Genomic DNA, 21,131 nt, shown 5'->3' on the forward strand with positions numbered 1-21,131 from the left:
ATCTGCGTCATGACTCATGGGAGGGAACGCACGATGCGCATCAGCAAATCGGTGGTCGCCGGAATCGCGACCACCGCAGTCGCCGCGTCCGGGCTGGCCGGTTCGGCTCTGACCACGTCGCAGGCCAGTACGTCGGCCGGGCTCAAGATGAACCAGATCCAGGTGATCGGGTCGCACAACTCGTACCACCGTGAGCTCAGCGACGCCGAGAAGAAGATCCAGGTCGGGCAGAACCCCGGCGCGGTCGACCTCTTCTACTCGCACGCCCCAATCGGTCAGCAGCTTCAGGACCAGAACGTCCGCCAGCTCGAGCTGGACCTGTTCCCGGACCCGAATGGCGGCCTCTACACCTACCCGCTGATCCGCAAGATCGCCGGACTCCCGGCGCTCACCGACCCGGAGCTGGCCAAGCCCGGGATCAAGGTGATGCACATCGTCGACGTCGACTACAACACCGTCTGCCGCAGCTTCACGCAGTGCCTGCAGCAGGTGAAGACCTGGTCCGACGCGCACCCGCACGCGGCGCCGATCGCGATCAGTCTCGAGCTGAAGCAGTCCGACCCGGCGATCGTCGCCCAGGGCGGCGTGAAGGCTCCGCCGTGGGACGCCGGCAACCTGAACAGCATCGACGCCGAGATCCGCTCGGTCTTCAGCGAGCAGCAGTTGCTGTCGCCGGACGACGTACGGAAGTCGGGCCTGACGCTGGAGCAGTCGGTGACGACCAAGGGCTGGCCGACGCTCAAGAACGCGGCCGGCAAGGTGCTGTTCTACTTCGACAACGCCGGACCGGGCACCGAGATCCGCAACATCTACCGCGAGGGCAAGCCGAACCTGGAAGGCCGGGCGGTCTTCACCCGCGGTGCCGAGGGTGAGGCCGACGCCGCGATCACGCAGGTGAACGACCCGCGCGGCGAGGGCTCGGCCGAGATCCAGCGCCTGGTGAAGAAGGGCTACCTGGTCCGGACCCGGTCCGACGAGCCGCTGTCGACGATCCGGAACAAGGACTTCAGCCGGGTCGACATCGCGCTGGGCAGTGGTGCGCAGTTCGTCAGCACGGACTTCCCGGTGGCCGGGATGGCGTCGCGGTACGACAGCGACTTCGTCGCCAAGCTGCCCGGGAACACTCCCGTACGCTTGAACCCCGTCACCGGCAAGCCGGGTGCGCGCGTAGCGGAGAGGTGATCTGAACATGTCGGAGCACGTGGTCGACGTCAGCTGGAGCCGTGGTGAGCACGAGTTCACCTACGACACCTACAGCCGCGACCACGAGTGGCGCTTCGACGGCGGGATCACCGTGCCCGGGTCCGCCAATCCGGCGTACCTGGGCAGTCCCGGACCGGTCGATCCCGAGGAGGCGTTCGTGGCGGCGATCTCGTCCTGCCACATGCTCACCTTCCTCGCCATCGCGGCCCGCAAGCGACTGGTGGTCGACTCGTACGACGACCACGCGGTCGGCGTGATGTCGAAGAACGCGGCCGGGCGGGTGGCGGTCACCGCGGTGACGCTGCACCCGAAGATCGTCTGGGGCGGGCCTTCGCCGGATGCCGCCGTACTGGATCGGCTGCATCACCTGGCGCATCAGGAGTGTTTCATCGCGAACTCGGTGACCACCGAGATCACGGTCGTTCAGTAGCTTCGGGCAACAAAAACCACCCACCGGGTCTGGCCTGAGCCTCGCGCAAGCGGCGTCAGGACAGTCGGTGGGTGGTTTTGGGTGCATCTCTGTGGTGATGCACCGGACGGATCCGGCGGCGCTGCACATGGGCGCCTCTGCGTTTCGTGTGCGTCATCCGAGCGGTCCAACTCGGTGGGTAGGACCGTTCGGGTGCGCCGCCGGTTTCCGTTCGTCCGGTTCGCGCCAGTTACTGCTCAGCGGCGGCGTCGCTCCGGTCGTCTGTGGTGGGGTCCGTTTCGGTCCGGCCGAGTTCCGTGGCCAGTGCCGTCATCATTCGGTGGATCGTCATGCCAGTGAGACGCACGGCGGACCGGGGTATGACGAGAAAACCCCGAAATTTCTCGATGTGACCTAGGCCACTACTTCTCGCTCTATTTCTCGTCCAGGCCGTCGAGCCGCAGGGGGACGAGTTTGCGCGCCTCGTCGTACGACGTTCCGGTCAGCTCGAGCAGGTCGACGACGGTCGAGCGGATCTGGCCGAGTACCACGACTGCGGACAGGCCGGCGGGGAGCGGCAATTCCGCCGTACGGCGGCCTAGCTCGCCCAGGACGCGGTGAGCGGCGACCTTGGCGGCGGGCTCGAACAGGGATTCCGCGATCAGGCGGGTGCCGTCGGCGAGCCGATCCAGGAGCATCGGGTACTCGTCGGGCATCCGCTCATCACGCCAGACCGAGACCGCGCACCGCCGTACCAGGACCCGGATGTTGCGGATCGCGCGGTCGAGCGGGACGACGAGGTCGGCGATCTGCTGGACCCGGCCGCGATGCCTCCGGCGGAAGGGGGAGAGTCGGACGACCGCGACACCCTCCGCGGCGGCGCTGCGGAGGTCGTCGAGCATGGCCTCGCTTGCGCGTGCCCTGCGCAGGGCGTCGGTCAGCTCCCGCTCGTCGCGCTGCTCGGCGTGCGCTTCTTGGTCGTTCTTGTCGCGGAGGCCCTCGGCGGTCTCGACGAGGATCGCGGAGAGCTCGTTGAGTACCTCGGAAGCTTGTTGCCGTGGGCGCCTGATCGCCGCAGCCGGTGCGATCGTCGCGGCGGCGAGCGCGACCACGCCGCCCAGGACCGCATCCAGCCAGCGGCTGAAGCCCGCGCCGGGGTTGGGCAGCAGGGTGGTGACGATCGCGGCCTGGACGCCGGCCTGGGTGGTCATCAGGGTGCCGGCACCGAGCAGTACGGCGATGCTCATGGCCAGTGCGACCACGAAGATGATCTGCGGTACCCCGGTGCCGAAGAACCGCACGAACAGGTCGCCGACCCCGACTCCCACGGCCACTCCGACCATCACCTCGGCGACCCGGCGTAGTCGCTGGCCGAAGCTGAACCCCAGGCAGACCATCGCGGCCACCGGCGCGAAGAACGGTTGATGGTGGCCTGCGACGTACCGGGCCAACGCCCAGGCGACGCCCGCGGCGAGCGCACACTGCGCGATGAAGAAGATCCGATCCCGCCACCGCTCCAGCCGGCGGCGGACCGAAGCACGCGATCGCCGCGCAGCCTGCGGCGCGATGTCGTCCCGCAACTCCCGCAGCTGGTCCAACGTCAGCCTGACCGGATCCATCCGCTCATTGTGCCCGGCTTGATTCATCTGGCCTCGACGGGACACTGTGTGTTCATGACCGAGAACAACCGTGAGGACTACGGCAGCTACAGCGTCGACGACGAGGACCAGCTGCAGGCGGAGGACACCCTGAACGACCGTGGGGTGGACGATCTGCTCGACGAGGGCTACTCCCCGCCCGAGAAGTGGTCCGCCGGTGAAGGCTTCGGCACCACCGCCGACGAAGCGCTCCAGGGCGAGACCCTCGACCAGCGCATCGCCCAGGAAGAGCCCGACGTGGACCCCTACGCCGAAGACCCCGAAGACGTCGGCGGCCCCGAAGTAGGCACCCGCCGGTCCGGCCGCCTGGTCGCCCCCGACGAAGGCGCCCACTCCGACACCGACTCCGACCTGGTCGCCGAAGACATCGGCTTCGACGGCGCCGCCGCCTCAGCCGAAGAAGCCGCCGTCCACGTGGTCGACGACGAAGAAAACTTCGAACTCGACGAAGACGACGACACCGACCTGTCGTCCTACGAAAACGTAGACCTGGGCGACATCACCGACCCCGAGAACTGAACGTCCATTAGCGGCGGGTGACAGTGACCTTCGTGCCGTGTTTGGGGACGAGGGTCACGTTCTTCGCCTGGGCGGGTTCGGGAGCGGGGTCGGGCGCCTGGAGGTTGTAGGCGGCGAGGGTGGCGCGGAGGATCTCGGTGCCTTCCATCAGGGAGAAGCCGGCGCCGATGCAGCGCCGGGCGCCGCCGCCGAACGGCATCCAGGTGCCGGGGGCCGGTGGGTCGTCCGAGAGGAAGCGCTGCGGGCGGAATTCGGTCGGCGCGGGGAAGTGTTCGGCGTCCCGGTGAACCAGGCCGATGGCGGCCATGATCGTCGTACCGCGGGGGAGGCGGTAGCCGGCCAGGTCGGTGGTCTCGGTCAGGCGGCGACCGACCTGATAGACGACAGGGTGCAACCGCATGGCCTCCTTGACGATCGCCTCCAGCTCGCCGTCCGCCGCGTGATCGGCAGCGCGCTGGCCGAAGGCGAGGTCTTCCGGCCTCCGGGCCAGTTCGTGGAAGGCCCAGGCGAGGGCGGTCGCGGTTGTCTCGTGGCCGGCCAGCAATAGCGTCACGAGTTGGTCGCGCAGTTCCACATCTGTCCACTCACCGGCCGCGAGCAGACGCGACAGCACATCGTTGCGTCCGGCAAGGTTCCCGCGGCGGCGCGCGATCTCGTCGTACAGGATCTCGTCGACCTGCTCCTGCGCTCGCAGGAAGCTCCGCCACGGTGGGATCCGGAGCAGCGGTGGGTAGAAACCGCCGAGCATGATCACCGGCGACACCGACACGATCTTGTCCATCAATGGGCGCAGGGTGTTCAGGCGGTCGACGTCGGTCACACCGAAGATGACCTGGAGGATGATTTCCAGCGTCAGGTTCCGCATCCGCTGGTGCATCTGGAACGGCGTATCGATCGGCCAGGTCGCGACTTCGGCGACCGCGAGCTCGTGGACCATTTCGGCGTACCCACGCAGTGCTTGCCCGGAGAACGCCGGCATCAGCTGCCGCCGCATCCGCACGTGATCCTCGTCGTCGAGTAGCAGTAGCGAGCTCGACCCCATCACCGGTTCGAGCGCGGTGTTGCCCTCGCCCGCATGCATGACCGCAGGCGAGCTGCCGAACACCTCGCGGATGTGATCCGGCCGGCTCAGCACGACACAGACGCGGCTCGACGGAACCAGGCGGATCGTGAACACATCGCCGTACTTCTCGCGCATCCGTGGGAAGAACGTCTTGCGGTGGTTCGCGAACAGCACGCTCTGCACCACCGTCGGCAGACGCGGGCCGGGCGGCAGTGTGCGGGCGGTCTGCCGATCGAGAGTGCGGGAACCGAGCAGTGGAGTCGGAGCCATCCTTCGACGTTACGTCACACGGGTGAACGCTGAGAGTCGAATGCGACAAGCGCAGCAACGATCCTGGGCAACTGATCGTCGCTGCCCGGATCGAGACCGGTCAGTTTGGCGACCTGTTTGAGCCGGTAGTCGACGGTGTTCGCATGGACGTGCAGGTCGGCCGCGGTCTGGCGGCGGCTGCGTGCGTTGTCGAGATAACACCGCAGCGTGGAGAGCAGGTCGGGGCGGTCTCCGAGCGGTTCGAGGAGCTGCGCCAACCGGTCGCGCGCCGGACTCGGCCGGCTCAGCTGGAACTCCAGGACGAGATCGTCGAGCTCGTAGACGCCCGCCGGATGGCGATGGATGCGGATGACGTCGAGCAGGTCCCGGACCAACGCAACAGCAGCCGGTACGTCGGATGGCGCGCTGGTGGTGATCGCCAGCGTGACGTCGACACCCGCGACCCGGCTCAACTTGGTGCGGAGGTTGTCGACCTCGCCACGGGTACACGGGAGCAGCGCGATCCCGCCGTCGACCGACAAACTCGCCATACTGCCGGCCAATCGATCAAGCTCGACCCGCACCCGCCGAAGCTTGCGCCGGGCAACGATCTGCGGGTCGACACCCGGCTGGAGCTCGTCGGGATGGGTACCGAACGTGAGGCCGGCCACGAGATACTCGGCCGGCAGCCGTACGCCGGTCCGCACCGCAGCCTCGTCAACCGCGCGCCCGTCGAGCAGCGCCGCGAGTACCGCCTGCCGGGAGGCCTGGTCCTCGCCCGCGATCGACTGCCGCTCCTCGAAGTAGCTCGCCGAAACGATCGCCGTCACCTGCTGCAGGAAGTCGAGGATCAGCCGGTTGAGCCCGATCGCGTCCGCCAGTTCCTCGGGCCGGAACCCGGCGGCGACGTCATCGGCGCAGACCTTCCCGCCCAGGTGGTAGGCCGCCAGCAACGCCTCCAGCGGCACGCCCTCCTCCGCCCGCCGCCGCGCCGACTCCCGGAGGGGCGCGAGTACCTCCCCGGTCGGTACGACGCCGGTCCGGAACGTCTCGATGAATGCCCGCAACGACTGGTCGGTGATCCGGCGGATATCGCCCTGCAACTCCTCGGCCGGCAACTGCGCGTACAGCGGGATCTCCGCGACCAACCGCGTCAGTACGTCGTCGACCAGCCGCGGCAGCCGAGACCGCACAAGCTCATGCACCGGCACACCACCGGAACGCAGCTCCTTGTGATCCGTCACAACGATCACCCCTCGAACTCTGGGCGTGGCCCCAGCGACCGGCAGGCGCTTTGGGGTCGAACATTACTACCCAGAAGTAGTGCTCGACCGACCGCAAAGGGTGATGACCATGAAACGACGGGTACTGCTGGCAGTAGGCGTGATGCTGGCCGGCCTGGTCAGCCCCAGTGTGGCGCGTGCGGCCGACCCTCTTGAGTACGTCGCTCTCGGCGACTCGTCCGCCGCCGGACCGCTGATCCTGCCGCAGATCGACCTCCCCTGCCTGCGGTCCGCGGTCAACTACCCGCACGTTGCCGCCGCCAAGCTCGGTGCCGACCTGACCGACGTGACCTGTTCGGGAGCCGTCATCCCGGACTTCAGCGGGAAACAGTTCGGGTTCGTGCCCCCGCAGTACAACTCCCTCAGCCCAGCGACCGACCTGGTAACGGTCGCCATCGGCGGCAACGACACCGGCCTAGTGGCCGCAGCCCTGAGTTGCATCAACCTGCTCCCCGCCCCAGCCGGCGCCTCCTGCAAAGAGCGCTACACCGCCGGAGGCAAAGACCAGTTGGCCGCCCGCATCACCGCCACCGCCCCCGCCTTCGGCCAAGCCCTCGACCGCATCCGCACGTTGGCACCCAACGCACGCATCCTCGTCACCGGCTACGGCACCTACATCCGCCCCAACGGCTGCTACCCCCAGATCCCCGTCTGGCCCGTCGACGCCAACTACCTCCAGGCCACCGTCGACCGCCTCAACCACATGCTCGCCACCCAATCGGCGCAGCACGGCGCAACCTACGTAGACCTCCGCACCCCCTCCATCGGCCACGACGCCTGCGCCCCCATCACCCAACGCTGGCTAGAAGGCCTCATCCCCACCTCCGACGCCGCGCCCCTCCACCCCAGCCGCCGAGGAATGGCCGCTTTCGGGGAGCTGGTGGCGGCCGCCGCGAGTTAGCCCCCCGCACCGGCTCCCGCCTCGCTACCGCTCGGCCCGCCGGTGCCCCACCCACCCTTCCCACGCGGCTACCGCCGCTTCATCTCGAGAGCAGTTCCGGCGACCGTACATTTCGCAGCCGCAGCCGCAGCCGCCGCCGCAGCCACTAAGCCCGCTCCTTCGTCGCGTGCACGCGGCTTGCTGTACTGGGATTGGGTGGGGTGGTGCGGGCGCAGGGTGTGATTCCGGGGCTTGTGGCGAGCTGGTTGCCGCTCGCTCCGGGGCGCGCGCTCCTGCCTCACGTCCACGCGGCTTGCTGTGCTGGGGTTGTGGCCGACGGAGCTCCTCACCGCCATGAGTGCCTAGGTGGATCCCAGTTCCGTCTGCCGCTGCCGGATGACGGGAGCGGATAGACCCCGTGGCACGCGCTGCACAGTGCCACGCACGGCAAGGCGCGACATCTTGGACACGCCCGCTCGCAGCGCCTGAGCTATGGTCACCAACACCCATTGACTGCAACCAAGAAGCTCTAACGACTCGAGGACAGTTGCGTCCAGCAGAGTGGTGTACGGCGAGGTGGTGGCCGGCCCGGGTCGTGGACGTGGGTGCGGTCACCGCGTGATTCTTCGAGGAATCTCTCACAACCCACTCGAAGAGAAGAGCACTGCGATGACCGCATCACCCAGTATCGACCCTGCCGAGTTTCTGCACGAGCATCTCGAGCAGGCCAGCCCTGACCTGCTGCGCGAACTGATGGAAGGGTTCATCAACAAACTGCTGTCTGCTGATGCTGACAGCGTGTGCGGCGCGGCGTTCGGGACACGCGACCCCGACCGGGTGAACTCCCGCAACGGATACCGCCACCGCGAGCTCGACACCCGGGTCGGGACACTGGATGTCGCGGTCCCGAAACTGCGTGAAGGAACCTACTTTCCCGACTGGTTGTTGGAGCGTCGCCGCCGTGCCGAGGCAGCGCTCACCTCGGTGGTCGCGACGTGTTACCTGCTCGGTGTCTCGACCCGGCGCATGGATCGCCTCGTGCAGTCGCTAGGGATTACCGGCCTGTCCCGTTCGCAGGTCAGTGTGATGGCCAGGGATCTCGACGAACTGGTCCGCGACTTCCGCGAACGGCCGCTCAACGAAGGCCCTTACACATTCCTGGCCGCTGACGCGTTGACGATGAAGGTCCGCGAAGGCGGCCGGGTGATCAAGATCGCGGTCATGGTCGCGACCGGCGTCAACGCCGACGGGTTCCGTGAAATCCTCGGCGTCGCCACCTCCACGGCCGAGTCCGGCGCCGGCTGGAACAGCTTCTTCAAAGACCTCGTCGCCCGCGGCCTGGGCGGCGTCGCACTGGTCACCTCCGATGCCCACGCCGGGCTGGTCGACGCGATCGGCGCCAACCTGCCCGGAGCGTCGTGGCAGCGCTGCCGCACCCACTACACCGCCAACCTCATGGCCACCTGCCCCAAGCACGCCTGGGGCGGCGTCAAAGCCATGCTCCACTCGGTCTTCGACCAGATCGACGCGGCAGCCGTGCACGCCCAGTACGACAAACTCCTCGATCAGATCCAGACCACGCTACCGGCCGTGCATGCCCACCTCGACGACGCCCGCGACGAAGTACTCGCCTTCACCGCGTTCCCGCGCGATGTCTGGCGACAGATCTGGTCGAACAACCCCAACGAACGCCTCAACCGCGAGATCCGGCGCCGCACCGACGTCGTCGGCATCTTCCCCGACCGCGCCTCGATCATCCGCCTCGTCGGCGCCGTCCTGGCCGAGCAACACGACGAATGGGCCGACGGCCGCCGCTACCTCGGCCTCGAAGTACTCCACCGCAGCCGACTCACCCTCAACCCCAACCCCGAGGAGACCACCGCCATCAACGCCTAACCACACAACGACGAATCACAAACCTTCGTACACCACCCCACAGGACTTGACCCTCGAGGACATCCACTGCGCGCAGTGCACTCGCCGCCCGCCGATGACTTCAAAAGTCACAGCCAGTCGTTACTTTCAAAGTCACAGTCAGTCGAACGACAGCCGTGGTGGCGTCGGACATGCGCTAGTCGGTAAGAAATGGGCATATGGCGCCCAAAAGTTTCCGACCAACGCAGCACCCGCCACGAAACAGCCACTTCAGCAAGCCCTCGAATCACACGCGGCGCGTACCACCAAGCACCCAATCCCAGTGCAGCAAGCCGCTTGCACGCGACGGAGGAGCGGGCTTAGCGGCGGCGGTTGCGAATGGACGGTCGGCGGAAGGTTGTCGCAAGGAAGCGGCGGTAGCCGCGCAAAGGGTGGGCGGTAGCGAGGTGGTGCGAGGGGAACAGGCGCCGCGCCCGGTGCCTGAGCGGCACCGGGCGCGGGGAGTGGGCGGCACCAGGGTGGGGGTGGGTGGTGCCGCTCCGGGGTTAGGAACGCTTGAAGCGCAGCGTCAGGATCTGGAACGGACGCAGGTCGAGGGCGACCGCTCCGCCATCCAGGGCCCGGTCCGCCAGGTGGCGCTCGAGGAGGTCTACCTCGGTGACCGACGTTGCCTCGAAGCTCGGGGTGATGACCCCGCGGGAGCGGCCGCCGGTGGATTCGTAGAGGCGGACTATGACGTCGCCGGACTGGTCGTCGGCGAGTTTCAGGGCTTCTACGACGAGGTTCGGGTTGTCGATGGTGACCAGGGGGGCGGTGCCTTCGGCGCCGGTGACGGTGCGTTCGGGCAGGTTGATGTTGTAGCCCTCGGTGATGGCGTCGCCGATGGCGGCGCCTACTACCAGGGCGTGGTTGACGGTGTGGAGACCCTGGTCGGTCTCGGGGTCGGGGAACCGGGGGGCGCGGATCAGCGACGTGCGGATGGTGGTTGTGGTGCCGCCGTCGGGGCGGGCGGTGCGGTTGATGTCGTGGCCGTAGGTGGAGTCGTTGACGACGGCTACGCCGTAGCCGGGTTCGGCTACGTGGACCCAGCGGTGGGCGGCGATCTCGAACTTGGCCGCGTCCCATGAGGTGTTCTGGTGGGTCGGGCGGAAGATGTGGCCGAACTGGGTTTCGGAGGCGGAGCGGTCGGCGTGGACGTCGACGGGGTACGCGGCCTTGAGGAACTTCTCGGCCTCGTGCCAGTCCATCTCGGTCTCGATGTCGACCCGCTTGGCGCCGGGGCGCACCCGCAGCGTCTGGGTGACGGTCGAACGGTTGAAGGAACGCTTGACGACGACCACAGCCACGCCGTCGACCACGCTGAAGTCGACGCTGTCGACCTCGGTGATGTCGCGGACGTTGTTCTTGTAGAACGAGTCGACGTCCCAGGCGTCCCACTGGTTCGGGGTGTCCACGTGCAGCTGGAGAAGGTTGCCGACGGCACCTGGTGCGATGACCTCGCGGTCGGCCTCGACGTCGTACAGGGAGGTGATCAGGCCACGCTCGTCGATGGTGACCCGGATGACTCCGTTGTCCAGTACGCCGTCCGCCACCGAGACCGCGGTTCCGGCCGGGGCGGCGACTGCCGAGCCCAGACCGGCGACGCCGTTGCGGGTGTGCGGTGCACCGTTGAACACGATCGACGAGGAACCGTTGCCGGCCAGGGCCTGCTGGGCCTTGGCGATGATCGCTTCGAGCTCCTCGGCCAGGCGCGCGTACGTCGCCTCGGCCTCGCGGTGCACCCAGGCGATCGAGCTGCCGGGCAGGATGTCGTGGAACTGGTTCAGCAGCACGGCCTTCCAGATCCGGTCCAGCTCGTCGTACGGGTAGCTGTCCAGCTTGCCCGCGACCACCGCGGCCGCCGACCAGAGCTCGGCCTCGCGGAGCAGGTGCTCGCTGCGCCGGTTGCCCTGCTTGGTCTTGGCCTGGGAGGTGTACGTCGCGCGGTGGATCTCGAGGTAGAGCTCGCCGGACCACACCGGGGCCTGGTCGGCGTACTCGTCCTGGGCGGCGGTGAAGAACTCGGTCGGGGACTCGATGGTCACCCGCGGCGAGGACTCCAGGTTGGCCACCCGGCGGGCGGTCGCGATGAACTCACGGGTGGGGCCGCCACCGCCGTCGCCGTACCCGAACGGAGCCAGCGAGCGGGTCGCGGAGCCGTTCTCGGCGAAGTTGCGCTGGGCCTTGGCCAGTTCGTGGCCGGACAGGTTCGAGTTGTAGGTGTCGATCGGCGGGAAGTGGGTGAAGATCTGGGTCCCGTCGAGGCCCTCCCACCAGAAGGTGTGGTGCGGGAACTTGTTCTTCTGGTTCCAGGAGATCTTCTGGGTCAGGAACCACTTCGAGCCCGACAGCTTCACCAGCTGCGGCAGGGCCGCGGTGTAGCCGAACGAGTCCGGCAGCCAGACCTCCTGGGTGTCGATCCCGTACTCGTCGAGGAAGAAGCGCTTGCCGTGCACGAACTGCCGGGCCAGCGCCTCGCCGCCGGGCAGGTTGGTGTCGGACTCGACCCACATGCCACCGACCGGAACGATGGTGCCCTCGGCAACGGCCTTCTTCAGCCGCTCCCAGACCTCGGGGTAGTTCTCCTTCACCCACGCGTGCTGCTGGGCCTGGGAGAACGCGAAGACGAGCTCCGGGTACTCCTCGGCCAGCGTCGCGACGTTGGAGACCGTGCGGGCCACCTTGCGGCGGGTCTCGCGCAGCGGCCACAGCCATGCGGAGTCGATGTGTGCATGGCCGACAGCGGACAGCTGGTGTGCCGAAGCGTGCGCCGGCCGGCTCAGTACGTCGGTCAACTGGGCGCGGGCGTCGGCCGCCGTACCGGCGACGTCCTCGTAGTCCAGTACGTCGAGCGCACGGCTCAGGGCCCGGAGAATCTCGCGACTGCGCGGCTCCTGCGGGGTCAGCTCGCGCTGCAGGCCGTCCAGCGCCTCGAGGTCGAGGATCAGGTCCCAGACGTCGGCGTTGAAGACGGCCAGGTCGGCGCGGGTCAGCTCGTAGATCGGCTTGCCGCCGGGCTCCGGCTTGGAGCCGAGGTCCGCGGACACCGGAGCGAACGCGTTCCAGCCCAGTACTTCGGGGTTCGCGGCTGCCTCGACGTAGAACTCAATGCTGTCGCCGGGCGAGGCCGCCGTACCGTCCGGGCCGAGGATGGAGAGCGGCGCGTAGGTCTGGCGCGGGTGCAGGCCCTTCAGCGGGACGCCCTTGGTGGTGTGCACGAGGCCCTCGGCGGAGAAGCCGGGGCCGCCGCTGAAGCCGAGGTCGATGACGGCCTCGATCTCGGAGCCGGCCCACTCGGCCGGAACCTGGCCGCTGAAGTGGAACCAGGCGGTGCCCCACGGGGCGCCCCAGGGGAGGCCGATCTCGGCGGGCTCGTAGGTGGCAGCGAGTGCCTCGGCGGGGGACACCGGCTCACCAGGCGCGTGCCACACCTTGATGTCCAGCGGGACCGCCGCGCCGTAGATCGCGGGGCGGATCCGCTCCCGCAGGGCGCGCTTGAGCCGCTCCTCGATGAGTTGACGGTCGTCGTGCACGAAATCAGCCTCCGGGGCCTTGTGACGGGGGTTCAGTCACGCAACCCACGCGGGCGCGCGATGACAACGCTGTCACACCGACCGGGGGCCCGTCCAGACGTAGTTTGTGAGAACTATGAGACGAACGCTCCGGGTAGCGGTTCGGTAGCGGCGGGCACGCGCAGCTACCGATCGGGCCCGGTTGCCACATAGGTTGTCCCGTATGGATCGTCCCCGCCTGATCGTCCCGGATTCGATGAGCCGGCGCCGCGTGCTCGGCCTCGGCGCGGCCGCCGCGGCGGCCTTTGCGGTGCCCGGGTGCTCGCGCGGCCGCTCCGACGAGCCCGCGCCGTCGGCTCCGGCCAAACTCGCGACCGGGAACGTCGGCGGTGTCTACAACAAGTTCGGCACCGGGCTGGCCTTGCTGGTCAGCGAGGTGACGGGGATGACGCTGAGCGCGGTCGAGAGCGCCGGGTCGATCGACAACCTCCGCCAGGTGGCGAAGGGGAGTGTTGATGTCGGTTTCACCACGTCGGACTCCGCGTACGCCGCCTATGAGGGGCTCGGGGCCTTCAAGTCCGGGGCGCTGGAGTTCTCCTCACTCGGCCGGACCTACGACAACTACGTGCACGTCGTGGTGCCGATGGCCTCGACGGTCAAGACTCTCGAGGACCTGGCGAACAGGGACGTCAGTGTCGGTCCGGAAGGATCCGGGACTCAGCTGGTCGCCGAAATGATCCTCGACACGGCCAAGATCGAGAAGACCGGGGAGAGCCTCGGGAGCCAGGTCAGGAAGCGGGCGCTGTCACTCGAGGACGCGGTCAAGCAGCTGACCGCCAAGGCCGAGAACCCCGCCGCCAGGGGGATCGACGCGATGATCTGGAGCGGCGGTCTGCCCACCGGACCGATCGCGGCGATGCAGCAGACGATCGGCTTCCGGCTGGTCGACATCGGCTCGGTCGCGCAAACCATCGCGCTCAAGCAGTTCGGCGGCTACATCGTCTCCTCGATCCCGCCGAAGACCTACGGGCTGGCCAGCGCGGTGCCGACCCTGACCATCCCGAACTACCTGATCGCCCGGCCGAACCTGTCCGACTCCTGGGCCTGGTGGATCGTGAACACGCTGTTCCGCCGCCAGAAGGACCTGATCGGCAACCCGAACGACAAGGAGCACTACCACCCGGAGGCCAGCGCGCTGGACCCGCGATCGGCGATCGCGACCATGCCGGTCCCACTGCATCCGGCCGCCGAACGCTGGTACCGCAACAACCACATCTGAGGTACGACGAACGCCGTACCTCAGAGCTCGTAGTCGTCGATCAGGGGGACGCGGACCTCGATCACCAGGCCGCCGCCGATCGGCGGGCGGGCGACCACGCGGCCGCCGACCCGGGCCGCTTCGGAGCGGACGATCGCGAGTCCGAGACCGGTGCCCGGCATCTCGCGGTGGTGGGCACTGCGCCAGAACCGCTCGCCGACCTTCTTCAGGTCGCGTGAGCCGAGACCGAGACCGTGGTCGCGGACCGAGAGCACGACCTCGGTGCCGTCGCGGGTGACCGAGACCTCGACCGGCGGAGCGCCGTACTTGGAGGCGTTGTCGAGCAGTACGTCGAGGATGTCGTCCACCTCGAGCTCGGGCGCGACCCCGCCGGGGACCATGTCGCCGATGATCAGCTCGAGGTCGTCGGCGGCGTACACGGCCTTCCAGCCGACCAGCCGTTCCTTGACCGCCTGCGCGAGGTCCAGCGGCTCTTCGCTGCTGCCCTCGGCCTCGGCGCCGGGGCGGTCCGAACCGGCCAGCCGGGACAGCCGCTGGACGATCCGGCCGAGCCGGTCGATGTCACTGAGCGCGAAGCGCGCGGTCGGGGACAGCCGGGACAGGCCCTCGATGTGGATCCGGGCCGAGGTCAGCGGTGTCCGGAGCTGGTGCGAGGCGTCTGCGACGAACTCCCGCTCGCGCTGCCGGGCCTGGTGCAGGCTGAGCGCCATCGAGTTGAAGCTGTCGCCAAGGCGGCGCAGCTCGGGCGCACGGCCGTCGGTGGAGACTCTGGTGTCGAGGGCGCCGCGGGTGATCTGGTGGGTCGCGTTGTCCAGGTCCTTGACCGGGTTGATCACCCAGCGGCTGATCGGCCGGACGATGCCGGCGATGATCGCGCCGATGCTGATCAGCAGGCCGATCAGCAGCAGGATCAGGCTGCGCCGGACCTCGAGCCGCGGGTCGTCAGTGGGCACCCGCAGTACGGCGGCGCCGAGGATGCGGCCGTTGTTGGCGACCGGACGGGCGACAACCATCTCGCCGCCCTCCCACGGCCACAGCGCCGGCGGCTCGGCCGGTAGCCGACCGGCCAGCGTGCTTCCGAGGGCAGTGGCGATATCCGGCTCCGTCAGGTCCACGCCGGACTTCGACGTGGCCACGACCTTGTTGTTGTCGTCGACGATGAAGACCGGCGTGTTGTAGAGCTCGTCGTACCGGACGGCCATCTCGCGCAGGTTGGCGATGTCACCGGACTGCAGCGGAGCTTCGGCCATGGTGGCGAACCAGTCCGCGTCGTTGCTGCGGGACAGGAACAGGGTGCGGGAGGCGCCGGTCGCGATGAAGTTCGCCAGCGGGACGGTGGCGATGATGGCAAGCAGAACCACCATGGGGACGAGAGACTGCAGCAGTCGACGGCGCAACGGTCAGTCCGAACCCAGTCGGTAACCGACGCCCCGGATCGTCTGCACGAGCTCCGGACGGCCGAGCTTGGCCCGCAGGCTGGCCACGTGCACGTCCATGGTCCGCGAGGAGGCCTCGAAGACGGACTGCCAGGCGTACAGGGCGACCTGTTCGCGGGGGACGACCCGGCCGTGGTGCGCGGCCAGCACAGCGAGCACGTCGAACTCCTTGCGGGTCAGGCTGATGGGCTTGTCAGCGACCTGGACGGTTCGGGCCTCGATGTCCACGGTGAGGTCGCCGACTGTTACCCGGGGGCGGGGCTGCAGCAGGCCGGTACGACGTAGTACAGCATCGATCCGGGCCAGGAGCTCGGAGATCGCGAAGGGTTTCACCACGTAGTCGTCGGCGCCGCTGCGCAGCCCGCGAACCCGGTCGGCCGCTTCACCCCGCGCGGTGACCGCGATCACCGGCACATCGGAGACCGAACGGATCTGCCGGCAGACGTTGATCCCGTCTCCGTCGGGCAGCCCGAGGTCCAGCAGGACCAGGTCGCCGGGGTCCGCCGCGAGGGCATCCGCCGCCGTCCGTACATGGGTCACCATCAGGCCGTAACGCCGCAACGCGGGTATCAGCGCATTGGCGATATCGAGATCGTCTTCGACCAAAAGAATCCTGACGGCGCCACTCATGCGGTGATCGTAGGCCAGGTGGCGCGTGGATGTGTCAGATCTTGGTAAAGACGTAATCACGCGACTCCACGCAGTGTTCGGCAACATTAGCCTTCCGCACACAGGAGGGAACCGCTAGATGACTGTCGGTATCGGACCGGGGGGTGGCGTGAGCACGCCCTCCGACCAGGAGTTGGCCGAGTACGAGCAGGAGCGGCCCGGTCGGCGGCTTCGTCCTGCTCTGGACCTGGTGATCTCGGTCTGGTGCGCGGTCGTCAGTGTCGGCGTGCTCGTCCAGGTGTTCTTCCCATTACCACAGGGGACCCAGTTTTACCTGGTGATCTTTCTCGCAGCCATTCTGCCGATCACGTTGCTGTGTTACCGGGGCTGGAAGGTCCCCGCGGTGCTCAACCCGTTCAAGCCGCGCTCGCATGACGACCCCGGCCTGACCGACTGGTTGCTGGCGCTGATCGCGCTCGCGGCCTGCATCTACCCCCTGCTCGACTTCGACGGCTACCTGGAACGGCGTCAGGCTCCGACCGGTCTCGACGTACTGGCTGGCGCCGTACTGCTCGTGCTGCTGCTGGAAGCCTGCCGTCGTACGACGGGGTGGGTGCTGCCGCTGGTGAGCCTGCTGTTCTTCGCCTACGCGTACTACGGCGGTTTCTTGCCCTACAAGTGGTCGCTGGCGCACCAGGGCTTCAACTTCGACGCGATCATCGGTCAGCTCACGATGGGCACGGCCGGCTTCTACGGGACGCCGTTGAGTGTCGCGGCGTCGTACATCGTGCTGTTCACCATCTACGGCGCGGTGCTCGACTACTCCGGTGCCGGCAAGTTCTTCATCGACCTGTCCTTCGCAGCCTTCAAGCGCAGCCGCACCGCCCCGGGCCGAACCGTCACCCTGGCCGGCTTCCTGCTCGGCAGCGTCTCCGGCTCCGGTACGGCGACCGCCGTATCGCTGGGGACGGTGTCGTGGCCGATCCTGCGCCGGGCCGGGTATCCGCCCGAACCGGCTGGTGGAATGCTCGCGGCCTCCGGTATCGGCGCGATCCTCTCGCCGCCGACGCTGGGCGCGGCGGCGTTCATCATCGCCGAGTTTCTGCAGGTCTCGTACCTGACCGTGCTCGGCTTCGCCGTGATCCCGACGATCCTGTACTACCTGGGCATCCTGCTCGCGATCGAGATCGACGCCCGCCGGCACGGTACGACGTCGGCCGAGACGTCGACGCAGTCCGCGCGGAAGCTGCTGTTCCGCTTCGGGTACCACTTCCTCTCGCTGTTCGTGATCATCGGCTTCATGGCGGTCGACGTACCGCCGTTCAAGGCTGTCGTCTACGCGGTGATCATCCAGTTCGGGCTGTCGTTCCTGGACAAGGAACACCGGCTGACCGGGCGACCGCTTTTCAAAGCGCTTGCCCAAGGCACCCGTTCGATCCTGCCGGTCGCGGCGACTTGTGCGACGGCCGGCGTGATTGTCGCGGTCACCACGCAGACCGGGCTCGGACTGAACCTGGCCGAGATCATCGTCGGCGCGGCGCGTGGGCTCACCGACAACCAGACCGTGATCCTGATTCTGACCGTCGTGTTGTCAGCATTCGCCGTACTGGTGCTGGGGCTTGCGGTTCCGGTCACCGCGTCGTTCATCATCGCGGCCGTCATCATCGCGCCGGCGCTCGTCCAGCTCGGCGTGACGCAGGCCGAGGCCTACATGTTCATCTTCTACTACGCGGTGCTTTCCGAGGTGTCGCCGCCGACCGCGCTCGCCGCGGTCGCGACGTCCGCGATCACCGGCGGCAAAGTGATGCCGACGATGTGGCAGGCCTGGAAGTACACCCTGCCTGCGTTCCTGGTCCCGTTCGCGTTCGTGCTCACCGACAACGGCGCCCACCTGCTCGGTCAGGGATCCTTTGTCGGCATGGTGTGGACGCTCGCGGTGTCGATGCTCGCGGTCGCCGCTCTAGCTGTCGTGACAGGCGGTTGGATCGTGGTCGCGACGACCTGGATCGAGCGCGCGTTGTGCGTACCGGCCGCGCTGTTGCTGCTTTACCTCGCGCCCGTAACCATCAGCGCCGGAATCTGTTTGCTACTTGTTGCCGTCGTCATCAATGTGGTCCGGCGGCAACGCCTGGCCGCACCCACGGAAGGATCCGCCAGATCATGAGACTCCGTCGCCTCCCCACCGTTGTGGTGGCGCTCGCTGCCACCGTGTCGTTGGTTGCCTGCGGTGGCCAGCAGAAGCCCTCCGGAAACGGTACGGCGGCCGGTGGCCGGCTGACCATTGCCACCGGCAACACCACCGGCGTCTACTACCAGCTCGGTGGCGCGCTGGCCTCGGTGATCTCGCAGAAGATGACCGGCTACCGGGCCACCGCGAGCGAGACCGGCGCCTCGGTGCAGAACATCCAGGGTCTGGCCGGCGGCAACTACGACATCGCCTTCTCCCTCGGTGACACCGCCGCCGATGCGGTCAAGGGCGAGAACAGCTTCCAGTCCAAGCAGGACGTGGTCGCGCTGACCCGGCTCTACAACAACTACACGCAGGTAGCGGTCCGCACCTCGGCCAACATCAACTCGATCGCCGACCTGAAGGGCAAGCGCGTCTCCACCGGCTCACCGAACTCGGGTACCGAGGTGATCGCCCGGCGCCTGCTCGAGGCCGCCGGCCTGGACCCGGCCAAGGACGTCACCGCCCAGCGGCTCGGCCTGCCGGAGTCGGTGGACGCGATGAAGTCGGGCTCGATCGACGCCTTGGTCTGGTCCGGCGGACTGCCGACCGGTGGCATCACCGACCTGACCACGAGCCTCGGCAAGGGCGTCAAGCTGTTGCCGATCGTCGATCTGCTGCCCAAAATGACGGAGAAGTACGGCTCGGTCTACGCCGAGGCGCCGATCCCGGCCGCGACGTACAAGCAACCGGCCGACGTCGCGACGATCGTCGTACCGAACGTGCTGCTCGTCCGCAAGGACATGAAGGACGAACTGGCCGAGCAGCTCACCAAGACCCTGTACGAGAACCTCGACGCCCTGGTCGCGGTCAACGCGGCCGCCAAGGGCATCACCAAGGAGAACGCCGCCAAGACCGACCCGGTGCCGCTGCACCCGGGTGCCCAGAAGGCGCTGGACGCCTTGAAGTAATCCCCTGAACCGTCCTCCCTCGCACACCAGGCGCAGCGGGGGAGGACGTCAGATCGGCTCCCACAACCAGGCGCAGTGAGAGCCGGTCGGCCGGGCCCGGCCCTTCGGAGGCATCCGAGGGGACCCGGGCCCGGTCACTTTTCTGCGGCCGGTGTGTCCGTCTCCGGCATCGCGGTCCCGTACAGGTAGTGGGACAGCGCCGAGTTGCGCTTGGGATGCACGTGATACTTCGCCGGTACGACGCGCCCTTCGGCGCTGTCCCACGCGGTGTCGGCCAGCCGCCACCACCGGTGTGCCAGCCGGCCGGCGCGACCGGTGTGCGGTGAGTTCGGGTGTGCTCGGGTCGGGGCGATCTCCTCGGCCTCGAGGAGTTCCTTGGTCAGCTCGTTGACCTCGGCCGCGTCGAGCTGCTCACTCAGCTGATGGCCGTAGTCGGTCTCGAGCCGCTCGTGCTCGGTGAGTAGGCGGTCGATCGTGCGGAGGACGTCGTACGGATCCAGGTGCTGGACGCGGCTGTCGCCGTACTGGCGTCCTTTGAGGTACCGCAGGTTTCGCTCCAGGTCCTTGGCGTTCACGACGTACCGTGCGACCAGCTCGGCGCCATCGGGCAGGCGTCGTACTTGGGGCAGCAGTACGTCTTCAGCGGCGGCCAGGTGCTGCGCGGTGATCGCGTAGAACCAGTCGGTCCGATGCCTGCGTTCCGGGTGGGCCGCGGCCGGATGATGGGCCGGTTCGGCCAGCTCCCGGATGTTCGCGTGTTCGTAGCTCAGCGCCATTTCCAGCGTCGAAGCGGTCACAGCAACCACCTCCAGGGTCTCCCTCCAGCGTGTGCCCACCTGCTGCACAACGCAACCACCCCGGGACTTTCCGTCAGGTAACGGTTGCCCGGGGTGGTCTCTTGCTCGCTGCCCTCAACTCAGTGGTCGGAGCTCTTCTTCCACAGGTTGATCCCGGCCTCGACCGCGTCGGCGTCGATGGCTTCGAGCTCCTCCGCAGTGAACTTGAGGTTGCGGACGGCCTCGAGGTTGCCTTCCAGCTGGGCAACGCTGGAGGCGCCGATCAGAGCGCTGGTAACGCGGTCGTCGCGCAGCGTCCAGGCCAGAGCGAGCTGGGCGACGGACTGGCCGCGCTGCTTGGCGATCTCGTTCAGCGCACGGACGTGCTTGAGCGTGTCCTCGGTCAACGAGTCCGGGTTCAGCGACTTGCCCTGGGAGGCCCGCGAGCCCTCGGGGATGCCGTCCAGGTAGCGGTCGGTCAGCACACCCTGCGCCAGCGGCGAGAACGCGATCACGCCGACCCCGAGCTCACCGACGGCGTCGAGCAGGTCCTCCTCGATCCACCGGTTCAGCATTGAGTACGACGGCTGGTGGATCAGGAGCGGCGTACCGAGCTCCTGCAGGATCTGCGCGGCCTGGCGAGTCTTCTCCGCGCTGTACGACGAGATGCCGGCGTACAGGGCCTTGCCGGAACGCACCGCGGTGTCGAGGGCACCCATCGTCTCCTCGAGCGGGGTGTCCGGGTCGAACCGGTGCGAGTAGAAGATGTCGACGTAGTCGACGCCCATCCGCTCCAGCGACTGGTCGAGGCTCGCCAGCACGTACTTCCGCGAGCCACCACCCTGACCGTAGGGACCCGGCCACATGTCGTACCCGGCCTTGCTCGACAGGATCAGCTCGTCACGGTACTTCTTGAAGTCCCGCTGGAAGTGCGTGCCGAAGTTCGTCTCGGCCGCGCCGTACGGCGGGCCGTAGTTGTTCGCCAGGTCGAAGTGCGTCACACCGAGATCGAACGCACGACGCAGAATGTCGCGCTGCGTCTCGAACGGCTTGTCGTCACCGAAGTTGTGCCACAACCCCAGCGAGATCGCCGGCAGCTGCAGGCCACTGCGGCCCGTCCGCCGATACACCATCCGGTCGTCGTACCGCTCCTGGGCAGCCACATAGTCAGTCACGAGCCTCAGTCTGCACCATGTCGTAACA

Annotated in this window: 16 protein-coding genes; 8 read left to right on the forward strand and 8 right to left on the reverse strand. The window is 67.8% G+C overall.

Translation table 11 applies throughout. The annotated features are described in order from the left end of the window. The first annotated feature begins 33 nt into the window (after positions 1 to 33). Both ABD231_RS30250 and ABD231_RS30255 read left to right on the forward strand, forming a co-directional pair. The gene (locus ABD231_RS30250; protein ID WP_344159328.1) at positions 34 to 1,182 is read left to right on the forward strand and encodes a phosphatidylinositol-specific phospholipase C1-like protein; all 1,149 of its coding nucleotides are present in this window, start codon (positions 34 to 36) and stop codon (positions 1,180 to 1,182) included. A 7-nt stretch (positions 1,183 to 1,189) separates the two neighbouring features. Beyond that, complete coding sequence (locus tag ABD231_RS30255) at positions 1,190 to 1,633, forward strand: OsmC family protein (protein WP_344159331.1); 444 nt, start codon at positions 1,190 to 1,192, stop codon at positions 1,631 to 1,633. A 413-nt stretch (positions 1,634 to 2,046) separates the two neighbouring features. Here ABD231_RS30255 and ABD231_RS30260 read toward each other — a convergent pair whose 3' ends face one another. Next, a complete protein-coding gene (locus ABD231_RS30260; protein WP_344159334.1) occupies positions 2,047 to 3,231 on the reverse strand; it encodes an FUSC family protein in 1,185 nt (394 codons plus the stop codon). A 54-nt stretch (positions 3,232 to 3,285) separates the two neighbouring features. Here ABD231_RS30260 and ABD231_RS30265 point away from each other — a divergent pair, with 54 nt between their 5' ends. Further along, positions 3,286 to 3,789: a DUF5709 domain-containing protein gene (locus ABD231_RS30265; protein WP_344159337.1), complete on the forward strand. Its 504-nt coding sequence runs from the start codon at positions 3,286 to 3,288 to the stop codon at positions 3,787 to 3,789. Positions 3,790 to 3,796: 7 nt separating this feature from the next. On the opposite strand, the gene ABD231_RS30270 is transcribed toward ABD231_RS30265, so the two are convergent. Both ABD231_RS30270 and ABD231_RS30275 read right to left on the reverse strand, forming a co-directional pair. Then, on the reverse strand, positions 3,797 to 5,122 hold the full coding sequence (locus tag ABD231_RS30270) for a cytochrome P450 (RefSeq protein WP_344159340.1): 1,326 nt from the start codon (positions 5,120 to 5,122) through the stop codon (positions 3,797 to 3,799). Positions 5,123 to 5,136: 14 nt separating this feature from the next. Further along, entirely contained in the window at positions 5,137 to 6,345 is a 1,209-nt protein-coding gene (locus ABD231_RS30275; protein WP_344159342.1) for a PucR family transcriptional regulator, read from the reverse strand. Positions 6,346 to 6,454: 109 nt separating this feature from the next. Between ABD231_RS30275 and ABD231_RS30280 the strand changes: the two genes are divergently transcribed. After that, complete coding sequence (locus ABD231_RS30280; RefSeq protein ID WP_344159345.1) at positions 6,455 to 7,285, forward strand: SGNH/GDSL hydrolase family protein; 831 nt, start codon at positions 6,455 to 6,457, stop codon at positions 7,283 to 7,285. A gap of 648 nt (positions 7,286 to 7,933) precedes the next feature. Next, positions 7,934 to 9,160 carry an IS256 family transposase gene (locus ABD231_RS30285; protein ID WP_344159348.1) on the forward strand — a complete coding sequence of 409 codons (1,227 nt, stop codon included), beginning with the start codon at positions 7,934 to 7,936 and terminating at the stop codon, positions 9,158 to 9,160. A gap of 524 nt (positions 9,161 to 9,684) precedes the next feature. On the opposite strand, the gene ABD231_RS30290 is transcribed toward ABD231_RS30285, so the two are convergent. Then, positions 9,685 to 12,711 carry an alpha-mannosidase gene (locus ABD231_RS30290; RefSeq protein WP_344159351.1) on the reverse strand — a complete coding sequence of 1,009 codons (3,027 nt, stop codon included), beginning with the start codon at positions 12,709 to 12,711 and terminating at the stop codon, positions 9,685 to 9,687. 202 nt (positions 12,712 to 12,913) lie between these two features. On the opposite strand from ABD231_RS30290, the gene ABD231_RS30295 reads away from it, so the two are divergent. Next, complete coding sequence (locus ABD231_RS30295) at positions 12,914 to 13,969, forward strand: TAXI family TRAP transporter solute-binding subunit (RefSeq protein WP_344159354.1); 1,056 nt, start codon at positions 12,914 to 12,916, stop codon at positions 13,967 to 13,969. Positions 13,970 to 13,989: 20 nt separating this feature from the next. On the opposite strand, the gene ABD231_RS30300 is transcribed toward ABD231_RS30295, so the two are convergent. Both ABD231_RS30300 and ABD231_RS30305 read right to left on the reverse strand, forming a co-directional pair. Then, positions 13,990 to 15,333: a sensor histidine kinase gene (locus tag ABD231_RS30300; protein WP_344159357.1), complete on the reverse strand. Its 1,344-nt coding sequence runs from the start codon at positions 15,331 to 15,333 to the stop codon at positions 13,990 to 13,992. Positions 15,334 to 15,369: 36 nt separating this feature from the next. Then, positions 15,370 to 16,035, reverse strand: coding sequence for a response regulator transcription factor (locus ABD231_RS30305; protein ID WP_132414253.1), 666 nt, complete (start codon positions 16,033 to 16,035; stop codon positions 15,370 to 15,372). A gap of 148 nt (positions 16,036 to 16,183) precedes the next feature. Here ABD231_RS30305 and ABD231_RS30310 point away from each other — a divergent pair, with 148 nt between their 5' ends. Next, positions 16,184 to 18,178 (forward strand): TRAP transporter permease, encoded by a 1,995-nt coding sequence (locus ABD231_RS30310; RefSeq protein WP_344159360.1) that lies wholly within the window; start codon positions 16,184 to 16,186, stop codon positions 18,176 to 18,178. Further along, positions 18,175 to 19,152, forward strand: a complete 978-nt coding sequence (locus tag ABD231_RS30315; protein WP_344159363.1) for a TAXI family TRAP transporter solute-binding subunit — start codon at positions 18,175 to 18,177, stop codon at positions 19,150 to 19,152. Before ABD231_RS30310 ends, ABD231_RS30315 begins: the two co-directional genes overlap by 4 nt. 134 nt (positions 19,153 to 19,286) lie before the next feature. On the opposite strand, the gene ABD231_RS30320 is transcribed toward ABD231_RS30315, so the two are convergent. Both ABD231_RS30320 and mgrA read right to left on the reverse strand, forming a co-directional pair. After that, complete coding sequence (locus ABD231_RS30320) at positions 19,287 to 19,949, reverse strand: hypothetical protein (protein WP_344159365.1); 663 nt, start codon at positions 19,947 to 19,949, stop codon at positions 19,287 to 19,289. Between the two features lie 119 nt (positions 19,950 to 20,068). Then, on the reverse strand, positions 20,069 to 21,103 hold the full coding sequence (mgrA, locus tag ABD231_RS30325) for an L-glyceraldehyde 3-phosphate reductase (protein WP_344159367.1): 1,035 nt from the start codon (positions 21,101 to 21,103) through the stop codon (positions 20,069 to 20,071). Positions 21,104 to 21,131: the final 28 nt, after the last annotated feature.

The organism is Kribbella yunnanensis, assembly GCF_039529655.1.
In the GTDB taxonomy this organism is placed as follows: domain Bacteria; phylum Actinomycetota; class Actinomycetes; order Propionibacteriales; family Kribbellaceae; genus Kribbella; species Kribbella yunnanensis.